This window comes from Polaribacter staleyi (assembly GCF_038024045.1).
Taxonomy (GTDB): Bacteria; Bacteroidota; Bacteroidia; order Flavobacteriales; family Flavobacteriaceae; genus Polaribacter; species Polaribacter butkevichii.
The window spans coordinates 3725896-3737147 of sequence record NZ_CP150665.1 but is presented as its reverse complement, the minus strand read 5'-3'; the positions used below and the strand labels follow the sequence as shown (position 1 = coordinate 3737147).

At 31.4% G+C, this 11252-nt stretch carries 11 protein-coding genes, 1 tRNA gene and 1 riboswitch; of the genes, 5 read left to right on the top strand and 7 right to left on the bottom strand.

The features are described from left to right. Window positions 1-207 precede the first annotated feature (207 nt). The 6 genes from ribB to WHD07_RS15550 all read right to left on the bottom strand — a co-directional run bounded on the left by ribB (window position 208) and on the right by WHD07_RS15550 (window position 5227). Window positions 208-876: a 3,4-dihydroxy-2-butanone-4-phosphate synthase gene (gene ribB, locus WHD07_RS15575; protein ID WP_343329122.1), complete on the bottom strand. Its 669-nt coding sequence runs from the start codon at window positions 874-876 to the stop codon at window positions 208-210. A gap of 98 nt (window positions 877-974) precedes the next feature. Beyond that, window positions 975-1096: riboswitch (FMN riboswitch) on the bottom strand. A 723-nt stretch (window positions 1097-1819) separates the two neighbouring features. Continuing rightward, window positions 1820-1893, bottom strand: a tRNA-Asn gene (locus WHD07_RS15570). 604 nt (window positions 1894-2497) lie between these two features. Then, complete coding sequence (locus tag WHD07_RS15565; protein WP_343329121.1) at window positions 2498-3169, bottom strand: hypothetical protein; 672 nt, start codon at window positions 3167-3169, stop codon at window positions 2498-2500. A 287-nt stretch (window positions 3170-3456) separates the two neighbouring features. Further along, window positions 3457-3987: a BfmA/BtgA family mobilization protein gene (locus WHD07_RS15560; protein WP_343329120.1), complete on the bottom strand. Its 531-nt coding sequence runs from the start codon at window positions 3985-3987 to the stop codon at window positions 3457-3459. Window positions 3988-4406: 419 nt separating this feature from the next. Beyond that, window positions 4407-4607: a hypothetical protein gene (locus WHD07_RS15555; RefSeq protein ID WP_343329119.1), complete on the bottom strand. Its 201-nt coding sequence runs from the start codon at window positions 4605-4607 to the stop codon at window positions 4407-4409. 410 nt (window positions 4608-5017) lie between these two features. Further along, window positions 5018-5227: a hypothetical protein gene (locus WHD07_RS15550; protein ID WP_343329118.1), complete on the bottom strand. Its 210-nt coding sequence runs from the start codon at window positions 5225-5227 to the stop codon at window positions 5018-5020. A 265-nt stretch (window positions 5228-5492) separates the two neighbouring features. On the opposite strand from WHD07_RS15550, the gene xerA reads away from it, so the two are divergent. The 5 genes from xerA to WHD07_RS15525 all read left to right on the top strand — a co-directional run bounded on the left by xerA (window position 5493) and on the right by WHD07_RS15525 (window position 9958). After that, window positions 5493-6620 (top strand): site-specific tyrosine recombinase/integron integrase, encoded by a 1128-nt coding sequence (gene xerA, locus WHD07_RS15545; RefSeq protein ID WP_343329117.1) that lies wholly within the window; start codon window positions 5493-5495, stop codon window positions 6618-6620. A 63-nt stretch (window positions 6621-6683) separates the two neighbouring features. Beyond that, on the top strand, window positions 6684-7943 hold the full coding sequence (locus tag WHD07_RS15540) for a DUF6161 domain-containing protein (RefSeq protein WP_092134986.1): 1260 nt from the start codon (window positions 6684-6686) through the stop codon (window positions 7941-7943). Window positions 7944-8144: 201 nt separating this feature from the next. Continuing rightward, window positions 8145-8711, top strand: coding sequence for a cyclic nucleotide-binding domain-containing protein (locus tag WHD07_RS15535; RefSeq protein ID WP_155597336.1), 567 nt, complete (start codon window positions 8145-8147; stop codon window positions 8709-8711). Between the two features lie 72 nt (window positions 8712-8783). Continuing rightward, on the top strand, window positions 8784-9233 hold the full coding sequence (locus WHD07_RS15530; protein ID WP_343329116.1) for an SRPBCC family protein: 450 nt from the start codon (window positions 8784-8786) through the stop codon (window positions 9231-9233). Between the two features lie 254 nt (window positions 9234-9487). Beyond that, entirely contained in the window at window positions 9488-9958 is a 471-nt protein-coding gene (locus WHD07_RS15525) for a DinB family protein (protein ID WP_093145577.1), read from the top strand. A gap of 139 nt (window positions 9959-10097) precedes the next feature. Here WHD07_RS15525 and WHD07_RS15520 read toward each other — a convergent pair whose 3' ends face one another. Further along, entirely contained in the window at window positions 10098-11066 is a 969-nt protein-coding gene (locus WHD07_RS15520) for an IS110 family transposase (RefSeq protein WP_343328560.1), read from the bottom strand. Window positions 11067-11252: the final 186 nt, after the last annotated feature.

Here is an 11252-nt window from a genome sequence, read left to right as displayed (position 1 = left end):
TAAGTAAAGTTCCATTATTTAATAAATAACGAATTTACTATAGATAGGAGGAAATATATTACCAAATATACCCTCTAGATGTTGCAAGAGCAGCCAGTAACAATAAAATAAGAAAACGCAACATTATTAGCCATTATAATAGATTTTTAGAATCAATAACAACTTTAAAAACTGGTTAAACCGGCTAATAATGTATGCGCTTTATTTTTAATTTACCGTTTCAAGCTCTTCTATTTTTTTTTCAGTCATCAATCTAAATTGATAAATATCTTCAATGGTAACAACTGTCATATCATGCTTGCTCGCAAAAGCACAAATTTCAGGTAGTCGAGACATTGTACCATCTACATTTGTTAATTCACACAAAACAGCAGCATCTCTTAAACCTGATAACCTCATTAAATCGATACTTCCTTCTGTATGACCTCGTCTTGTAAAAACACCTTCTTTTTGCGCCAATAAAGGAAATACGTGTCCGGGATGTGATAAATCTTCTGGTTTGGCATTTACCGAAATAGCCGTTTTTATTGTTTGCAATCTATCTTTTGCAGACACACCTGTAGTAACGCCTTCTTTTGCTTCTATTGATACCGTAAATGCTGTCTTATTTTTACTTGTATTATCAATAACCATTGGTCTTAACTCAAGACTTTCACACCTTTCTTCTGTTAAACAAAGACAGACAATCCCGCTACATTCACGGATCATTAAAGCCATATCTTTTTCCGTCATTTTCTCTGCTGAAAAAATGATATCACCTTCATTTTCTCTGCTCTCATCATCTACCAATAAAATTCCGAAACCTTTTTGTAATTTTTCAACAGCATTATTAACTCTTTCTACGCTGTCTTTTCCAAATGCATTTAAACTATTCATCTTTGCTACTTTTAAGTATTTATATTAATTCTTCTGAGCAAAGTGTACAACAATACAATACACAACTGATGCAAATCAACTGTATAGTTAAGTAATAAACCTTTCTTCTCTCATCCAGACTTTAACTGTCGGTATTGGAGTTCCACCAAATCAGTCCTTTTGCAAGGAGTCGCGGACTATCACCGCCGGTAGAGAATTACACTCTGCCCTGAAGAAATTGACTACAAATTTAACTAATATTTTTTTTTATTTTGATGAACTTCTTAAATATTTAAGACTATTTTTTCTCTCAGTATTCAATACAAGACAGATGTAATTACATAAACTTTCTTAATACAAATTTTATGTTCTTATATAACTTATACTCCACTCTAAATTACTATCTCAAAAAATACGAACCCCCTATTTCAGTCTAATAAAAAAATTAAAGAGTTTAAAATGTACTTTTAAAATATAGAACTCAACAAAGCTCCAAATGTTTTTAATATTTTAAGCAACTTTATAAAGTTTTCTTTGCAGATCCTTCATAATAGCCAAAAAACGCAAAAATAAGCGCTTGTTTAAAGTCCATTACTTTACTACCTATTATCGTAAATTTACGACAACAATAAAACTCTATCCTTACATTTTAAAACAAAAAACACAAAGAAAATAAGGTTTACCTTTAAAAACCATTCCTATTCATAAAAATTAATTGTAAACTCTTTTCTTAAACCAAAATTAAAGAAAATATAAGAGTCACCTCAACAAAGACACCAAAGATAGAATCCACTTAAAACAAAGGCCAAAAGTACAAACTGCATGTAAAGTAAACGTAGATTTTTCTTACCTAAACATAATAGATGTAAAAACCAAACAACTTTTAGACTTAACCTCTTAAAAGTTAATATTTTTACCTACAAAATAAAAAAGAGTCTTATCAATTAAGATAAGACTCTTTTTGCTCCCCCTCTAGGACTCGAACCTAGGACCCTCTGATTAACAGTCAGATGCTCTAACCAACTGAGCTAAGGAGGAGTTTGCTTCGCTCTATTTGCGATTAGCGAGTGCAAATATACATCTTTTTTAAACTTTTGCAACAATTTTGAAAAAAAATATTTTTATTTTACGCTACAAAAAAAATACAAAGAACACTCCTTACAAAAGTTAAAAATAAAAATTAACTACCCTGAGCTAACTTATACTTTTATTTATACTCTACACTTCTTTAAATTGACAGCCACATACATTGTTGCAATAAAACTAAAACAAAAAAAGCACTTCATAAATGAAGTGCTTTTCGCGGTCTGGACGGGACTCGAACCTTACTCTTTCAGCCCATATAGAATCAGACACTTGCTAATTTTCACTAAGCATGTTGACGATTTGTGAACTTATATATGATTTTAATTTTGTCAAAATAACTTTCAGCAAGCAAATATATAATTAATGAATTTACTGACCAACACATATATCAATTAATTTAAACTGGAGTATAAAAGTAAATTGAGTTATAAATTAAAGCGGATAATTGTTATTAATGGGTCGCTCAACTCAGTATAAACAATCCTAATTTTAATGTTCCATAAGGTCTTTTGTGGATAAAGCAATACTTCGCACAAAATTTAAGTAAGGTCTAATATTACTGACCGTATTTCTGGTCTCTTTTTTTGTTCAGGTTATCTACAAAGCCAGAAAATGGACTAACCTGCTTTTGTTGGTTTATTTTAAACCCGTTTTGAACAAAATTTTTAGCAATCTCTTGCCAGTTTTTGATATTTTGACTTTCATTTATTTCCCAATGTTTTGACCTGTAATATGCATAAAACTTTTTTCCTTCTATCTCCGGCCAATTATTAGTTTTAAAAAAAAGAAGAACTTCTAATTCATTAAAAATTTTATTATGCTGTTTATTAAAGTTTTCTTTTGTTTTATGTTTATAAAAAGGTACCAAATTTTGGCGTGGTTCTGGGTCGCTGACGGCCAAGTTTTGAACCTCCAGTGTACCAGTACTTGTACTAAATTTGATCATGTTAATCTTTGAACCTATAGCTGGATGGTAAGAAGGATAATACCTCAAATATTCCCAATTATGTAAATCCCTGAGATAATTGTGATAGGTTGTTTTGGATTTTATTTTTGCTCTTTCCATAATGAGCTCCCTATTGATGGTTAAGGTCTTTTGGAAAAACTTTCGATTCCATTTATGAAAGAATGCCAAGTAGAGCGTTATGTGCCCCTGTTTAATCCTTTGGTCATTATGAAACCGTTCAAAAACGTTATTGAGCTGTGTAATATAATTTACATTTTCCATAATTCATCTTTTTTAATTTCATCTATGTTATTTTCACAACTGCGAACTGTATTTTGCTGACTTGGATTATCTTTTTCTAGTATCAATTTCTATTTATTTCGTTCAACCGATTCTAAAAGAGCTTGCAACATCGCTACGGTTGATTTGGTTTGTTGATACCCACTAATGCTTGTCCAAGGCGTCCTACTGCTTGTCTCAATTTTGTTACGACACAGGTACACTGCTTGTATTTATTTTGGTCATGTTCGTTTAATTTCCATTTTTCTATTTTGAACCCTTTTGACATGTTAAACATTGTTGCTTTTTCTAAAATTATCGAAATCGATTTTGTCCAGATTTAGTTTCAAGTAGTCTTTTCCAAAACTTCGTTTTTCAACATTAACCTGGTCCAATAATTTTGTCATTTTATTTTTGAAACCCATATTTTCTTCTTGTATTAGTTTATATTGTTTTTTATAGAATGCCAACTCCTCATTTTCTGTAATCAACACTGGAGACCCAAAATCAAAATCTTCCTCTTTTTCAATGTTGGCCGTTTCGTACAAAAGGCTCTGCAATATTTCGGCGGTGGGCTTGGTCTGGTGCTTTTCTATATTCTTTAAAATGGCGATCACGGCATTGATGCGCTTGTTGGTCCGGTTGTTATGGATCCCCAAATCGTCATCTGGTGCCAGATCGTTCCGTTCAAAAAAATGGAGCATGGCTTCCAGGGCCTGTGTGTGGGATACAGAGATCTGTCTTGAGAATTTTCTAAATTTTATGGCAACCTCTTTCTTTACATTGATCCCAGAAAAGCTATATTTTGAATATTCTGCCATTTTTTTGCTGCAAATAAATGCCTGTTTTCAGGGGCTTTACAGCGTTTTGCTGCAAAGCCTTTATTTTAATTATTTTTTGCCCTTTTTAACAAATTGATTATCAATTGTTTAAATAATAATATCAACTGTAACACCGGCTTGCCGTGTTACCCTCTTGCTTCTCCATATTTTGTCCCATAGGGACCAAAATTTTCAAACAACCTGATTTAAAAATCAGTTGCTTTTCTTTGCATGACGGCTCTTTTAAAGTTATGGGATTAGGTTGTAAAATGGAAACTTGGAATGTTCCCAATTGGTTCGTTTTGAAAGCAAATTTTATGATTAGTGGTGAAATCAAGTTTTTGGACGTCAGATATCATACAAGGGACGAATAATTAGGTCTCTGAAATTATAGATTTATATGTGCCTATCTGAACCCTTCAGAAAGGCTTTAAAATTGATTTACTTATTATATCCAGAGCGTTTTCCTTTTTTTTATTTTCCTGCCTGCCAAAAGGAAGGTTTAACTTTTGTTCCGCTTCCTTTTTATTGATTTTGTAAGATTTTATAAAATTCGTTTGAGATTTACTTCCTATAGTGCCGACGCTGTTACCTTCTTTTTGTTGCTTGGTGCTGTTCAATATTCAGCTTTGTTAAGACATATAAAAAGTGCGAGCGAGTTTATCCTGAGCGTAGACGAAGGGAGCCTGGTTATGCTGTCGTTCAAATCTGAATGTTGTTATTTTGCTGTCAAAAAAAGGTATAGCGGTGTTGGCTCGGGATGTGGGTCTAAATTCTTTGTGAAATGCAAAAGCATAGTAAGTGGAACAAAATGCAAATACATTTTCCTATTAAGCGGACGCTATTTCAAAGTTTTATATTGGGAACGGAGCGTTCCAGCCTCCTTCGGCAGGAAAAGCAAAGTGAAAATCTAAAACTTTGGAATTGTGTCCAAGATTTTTTAAGGAAGCTCTTTTCCCGAAATGTAGCTTTTCGCGAAATGCAGGGGAATGTGCTGAATATTTAAAAGAAATTTTAGACTATTAAGAAACTATTTTTCCATATAATCCTGCCACTGAATTAAAATGTATTTTTCAATAGTATTCTCCGTTCTTTTTATAAATCCATATTCATAAACAAATAAATAAACATCTCCTTTAGTGTTTTTCCAATAATGCGTAAAATAATTGGGATTAAACCCTTCTGAATTGAGTTGGTCTGTTCTGATCGTAGCTTTTCCTGCCTTATTAAAATTCTTCAATAATCTTCTATTCAGCTTCAATTGGTTGTCTACCCTATTATAAAATCGCTCTGGTTGCTCCTGTGCTTGCTGGTATTGGAACGCGCTTTTACAGTGCAGATTGCAGTATTTTTTATCTGTCCTACCATGGAGTTCTTTGTTACAATGCTTACAATATTGTTGTATTCTCATTTCAAAAAATATTAAGTGAATGTCTATGCGAACATTATTCGAATAAGGTACGACTAAATCATTTATATACTTTAATTTAGTCAATAAAAAAATTATGGAACTACAGAAAAGCATCACCTTGAAGCATTTACTTATTGAGCAAAAAAAATGTATTGGACTTCAATTCACCACAAACAAGGTTATACAAGCGCTTGTTGATACACTTCCAAATATTTCTTGGAGTCAAGAATTCGGGATGTTCTATGTTCCCAATAATAAAAGTAATTTAGAACTAATATTTAAAACGTTTCATGGGGTAGCTTGGGTAAATGGTAACTATTTCTTTACCGAAAAAGTAATAAATGAAGATAATCCTATTCTTAATTTAGAACGTTATAGAAACAGAAAAACAAAAGATGGCTTTAAACCTTGCCCTGAAGAATACTTACTTAAACTAGAACTAAAAAGATATTCGGACAATACCGTTCGTAGCTATGTAGCATGCTTCGAATCATTTATCAACCATTATTACGCCATTGACCCGATAAATTTAAATGAAATTGATGTTAGAAAATATTTGCAAAAACTTATTCAAGAAGGAAAGTCAAATTCTTATGTTAATTTGACTGTTAACAGTATTAAATTCTTTTATGAAATTGTTCACGGCATGCCAAATAGGTTTTATTCTATAGAAAGGCCAAGAAAAGAAAAACAATTACCTGAAGTTATATCCAAAGAAGAAATTGTTCAGATTATAAACAACACCAATAACATAAAGCATAAATGCATAGTGGGACTACTTTATTCATCTGGTCTTCGAAGAAGTGAGTTATTGAATCTAAATGTTACCGATATAGACAGTAAAAGAATGGTTGTAATAATTAAAAATGCAAAAGGAAATAAAGACCGCATATCTGTTTTAAGTCCAAGTATTTTAAAAGACCTCCAAGAATACTACAAAGAATACCGGCCAAAAAAGTATCTTTTTGAAGGTCAAAAGGGCGACAAATATAGTGTTACAAGTGTTTTAAACATTATTTCGACAGCAGCAAAAAAAGCTGGAATACATAAAAAAGTTACACCTCACATGTTGAGACATAGTTTTGCTACTCACTTACTGGAAAACGGAACCGATATTAGACATATTCAACTATTACTTGGACATAGTTCTACCAAAACGACAGAAATTTACACACATGTTGCAAATAGATCGTTTATGGAAATAAAAGATTTACTATCTTAGAGCTATATAGTGTGGATAAAGACAATTGTCTATATCCCATTGTTACCTGCAAGCTGAAAAACTATGACGCAAACTGAATTTAGAAAAATATTATCGGAAACAAAAAACACAAAATGGTTCAATTCAGTTGAAATCAACTTGAGGTATACTCATCTTAATTTGAGTTTTGATTTTAAAGGTTTCGGACATATACACCGATTTGTAAGTCAACAAATCAAAGGTTGGGAAAAATTATCTGAAAACTTACCAAATGAATTACTTGCATCAAAAAAGCATTTTGAATTTATAGAAAACCAACTAATAAGTTTTATAAATTCTTACGGAAGTCAAGAAAATGAGTCGAATTTAGACAGTCATTTTAGAAATCCAAAAAATCAAATTCAAAGCCATACAGGAATTCACTTCACTTATGATTGCCCAGAGACAGAATTTTTAATTGACGTCTATAAGAATCATACCCAATCATTTATTGGAGCATATACATATCTTACTGGAAATCTAAACCAAAACATAGCTGTTAAAGATAATTTTAATGGTTATTTATTAGCGTATGAGTTTACATTAAAAGACTCAACGTTAATTACTGAAAGAAGAAACAAAGAAAAATCATCTCTGTCTAAATTAAGAAATGATTTTCAAAATAGTCTACCAAAATTAGATAGTGAACTTGTCGAACACCTAAAAAACAGTACAGAGAAGTATGAGGAATTTGGTACTTCTTTAGATGAATTTAAAGAAGATAAAGAAAAAACATACTCTGATTGGTTTATAAATACGAAAGGAGAATTTGAAGAATTTAGCAACAAATCTGATGAACGATTAAAAGAACTCGAAGATACTTATAAAGAAAAGCTAAAGCTTGAAGAACCTGCTTTATACTGGTCAAAAAGAGGCGAAAAATTAAAGAAACAAGGTTGGATTGCTTTAGGAGTTTTAGTTGGACTTGTTCTAATTGTTGTTTTCTCTTTAGGCAAGTTGCTTTGGACAACACCAGAGCAAATTTATGAATCGTTCTTTAATGGAGATAAAAGTGCAGCAATTAGATGGTCAATAATCTATATCACCTTTATATCGTTTATGGCATTTGCAATAAGAGCGGTTACAAAAGTTATGTTCAGTTCTTTTCATTTGGCTCGTGATTGTGAGGAAAGACATACTTTGACTTATTTCTACCTATCGCTGTTAAAAGATTCTAAAGTAGAAAAAGAGGAAAAACAACTGATTATGCAAGCATTATTTAGTCGAGCCGAAACTGGGCTTTTAAAAGATGATTCGTCACCAACTATGCCGAATGATATTATTGGGAAATTTATGAGCAAATAAAAAGCCAGCAGGTAACACCGTGTATAATTCATTGCTTGGTTCTCGCCTACTTACGAAAATCCTCGCAGATTTTCTATTCGGTTTGTATTTGCTAAATTAGTTGCTGAAACGCGCAACGAAATCATACACAAGACCGTTGGCAACAAGCTGAATGACTGTACTTTCCTGAAATAGGTTGACAAAAAAATTTATCAAAAAACTATGATTAAAGAATACTTATCTTCTCTTAATATATTTAAAAATTCAGAAATAGATGAAGTAATCCAATTTGGGAGTTATCATAAATATAAAAAAGGAGATTTTTTTATTAAGGAAGGACAAATAAGTAAGAATATGGCGTTTATAAATTCAGGGATTTTGCGTTCATATTACTATTCTAATTCAGGAAACGAAATAACTTATTGTTTATCATTTCCTGAATCATTCATTACAGCATTCTCTTCATATATTTCACAAGAAAAATCAAGTATCAATATACAAGCATTAAGTGATACGGAGCTATTTGTAATACAAAAAAATCAAATGGATAAGCTAATTAAAGAAAACACAAATTGGCTTCTATTTCAAAAACAAACAGCAGAAAAATATTTCATGACACTTGAAAAAAGAGTATTTGAACATCAAAAAGAAAAAGCAGAAAATAGATATACCAATTTGATTGAAAGACACCCCGAATATATTAAACAAATTCCTCTTCAGTATATAGCTTCCTATCTTGGCATTACACAAAGACATCTTAGCCGAATAAGAGCCAAAACTAATTTTTAGACAATTGTCTAATAGCTAATGTAGCTTCAGAATTAAATTTGTATATAAATAAATACATAAAATTTAATTTTCATGAATACATTGACTTCAAAAACAGTAACTATTAATAGAACAGTAAAAGAAGTATATAAATTTACAACTAACATGGAAAACTTCAAATCGTGGTTTCCAAAAGTTATAAAAATAGAATCTAATAATTCATTGAATCATGCAATTGTTGGAAAAAAATACATTGAAACCGTTATAGTACCTTTTAAAGGAGAGAGTGAAATTTCTTTAAATGTAGTAAAAGCAGAAGAAAATAAAATCTTCATTACTGAAGGTGATTTTTCACCATTATTCCATAAGATGACTATAAAATTTCATGAAAATTCTTCTAATACCACAACTTTAACTTGGTGTATGCAAAGCAGAAATACTAATTTGATATTTACATCTCTATTGTTGCCAATATTTAAAAAAATCATGAATAAAAGAGCTAAAATTGGTGTGCAAAATTTAAAGACTATATTAGAAAAATAAAAATTGATGTAAAAATTCAGCTAACACAGGCTAAAATTAATACTGCTTTTGGTGCTTGCTCAAAGTTTAGTGCATATTTACTAAGTCGCCAAATCTTGTTGATTTGGCTTTGTGATAACCAAAGAAACAAAACCAAACAAAAAGCTTCGGCTTAGTTGCGTGTTCGAAAATCTTGTCGATTTTCTGTCCACACAAAGCCTAGCCAAAACCGTTGGCAACAAGCAGAAAATCGAACTACAAACAAAATTTAATCAATGAATTCAACCGAAGTTATTTTATTAAACTTTTCCGAAATTAGAAGACGGAGTATAAAGTTATGGAGCGGAATTCCTAATGAATACCTGAATTGGAAACCTGACGAAAATGCGTTCACAATTATCGAAATGATAAGACACATTTTAGAGGGTGAACATCTTTTCCATAAAATTATAGAAAATCGTGGGAATTTAGGAAATTACAAATCACCTTGGAAAGAACTAAAATATTCAGACTTGAAAAACGAACTGGATTTTGCCGAAAATTATCGAGCGGATTTTTTGAGTATGATAAATAGACTGAACGAATTGGATTTAGAGAATGTAAAGATTGAGAGAAAGGAAGTGGGACAAAGCAAAAAACTTGGAGATTATCTGAATCGAATTGCATATCACGAATCTGTTCACACAGGACAAATGTTGAGTTATTTAAGAACAATTGGAATTGACCGACCTCAAATATGGGATTAACTGAAATGAAAAGCCAGTTGCCAACAAAGAACTGAGCTAAAAAACAACTCTTTTCTTCATTAAATTTACGCACTATTATTTTAGGCTCATAATGCTATGAATTCGTATTTTGAGCTTTTATTTTTTATGTAAATACTACTTATTTTGATAAAACAGAAACGTACGTTTCGTCATATGGTAAACCTGATTTTGCAATAGCAAAACTCTGTTTTATCAGTTTATTTGAAACCGCTATTAAAGCCAATTTCTTACTCTTACCCTTGTTAACAATTCGCTCATAAATCTCGCGACATCCTTTATTATGCTTGCAAGCTGTAAAAGCACAGAGAAACAAGAGGTTGCGTAACTTCCTATTTCCAACCTTACTTATTCTACTTCTTCCACGTACACTACTCCCAGATACTCTTATCGTTGGAGTAATTCCTACATAACTACATAATTGTGAAGCTGTTTCAAATTTCTTAAATCCATCAGTAATTACAATTAAAAACAATGCCGTTTTCAATCCTATTCCTGGAATACTAGTTAGCAATGTTAACTGTGCTTGTTGGTCTTGTTTTACTAATGATAGTACTTTTGTTTCGATTCCTAAAATCTCTTTGTCTAAATGTTTTTTAGTCCGTTTTAATGAACCATAAACCCACTTAGAGGGAATCCCTAAAACTTCTTCTCCGTGGATTTTATTCTTAACCGCTGTGCGTTTTTTAATATCACTATCTAATAACCTAAACAACTGTAAACACTCACTCTGAACATTAGTAAGAGCCGTATACAATGGAACTTCATTGATACTTCCATATTCACAGATAGCCTTTGCATCACTTTTATCCGTCTTTACTTTAGATAATTTCATTTGGATAAAACGCTTTACAGACAAAGGATTTACCACCGATACAAAAATGCTTTGTTTGTATAAAAACTGAGCTAATCTGTAATGGTAATAACCTGTTGCTTCCATAATAACTAATGAGTTTTTAGGTAAACTTTTTAAAAAGGTTTTAAACCCTAATTCATCATTTTTAAATTGATCATGACCATTTGTACTTCCATAAACATCAAAAACGTCTTTACTGATGTCAACTCCAAAAATTTCCTTATATTTATTCATAAGAACTGATTTATGAAAGAATAACCTACTTTTACTCACAACAACTTGAAATCGAGATCTAGGTCTCACAGAACTGAACGTGATTGTTAGTAGAAAAGAGAGAGGATTATCAATGTTGTCGAAGTCTTGGCTTCACCGTGTATATTAACCTTAATTCTCTCTTTTATTCTTTCTGATTTATATACT

Bases quoted from the DNA above. Each gene is read 5' to 3' on its own strand.
- ribB (WP_343329122.1), bottom strand. From the start codon at position 876: ATGAATAGTTTAAATGCATTTGGAAAAGACAGCGTAGAAAGAGTTAAT.
- WHD07_RS15565 (WP_343329121.1), bottom strand. From the start codon at position 3,169: ATGGAAAATGTAAATTATATTACACAGCTCAATAACGTTTTTGAACGG.
- WHD07_RS15560 (WP_343329120.1), bottom strand. From the start codon at position 3,987: ATGGCAGAATATTCAAAATATAGCTTTTCTGGGATCAATGTAAAGAAA.
- xerA (WP_343329117.1), top strand. From the start codon at position 5,493: ATGGAACTACAGAAAAGCATCACCTTGAAGCATTTACTTATTGAGCAA.
- WHD07_RS15540 (WP_092134986.1), top strand. From the start codon at position 6,684: ATGACGCAAACTGAATTTAGAAAAATATTATCGGAAACAAAAAACACA.
- WHD07_RS15535 (WP_155597336.1), top strand. From the start codon at position 8,145: ATGATTAAAGAATACTTATCTTCTCTTAATATATTTAAAAATTCAGAA.
- WHD07_RS15530 (WP_343329116.1), top strand. From the start codon at position 8,784: ATGAATACATTGACTTCAAAAACAGTAACTATTAATAGAACAGTAAAA.
- WHD07_RS15525 (WP_093145577.1), top strand. From the start codon at position 9,488: ATGAATTCAACCGAAGTTATTTTATTAAACTTTTCCGAAATTAGAAGA.
- WHD07_RS15520 (WP_343328560.1), bottom strand. From the start codon at position 11,066: ATGAATAAATATAAGGAAATTTTTGGAGTTGACATCAGTAAAGACGTT.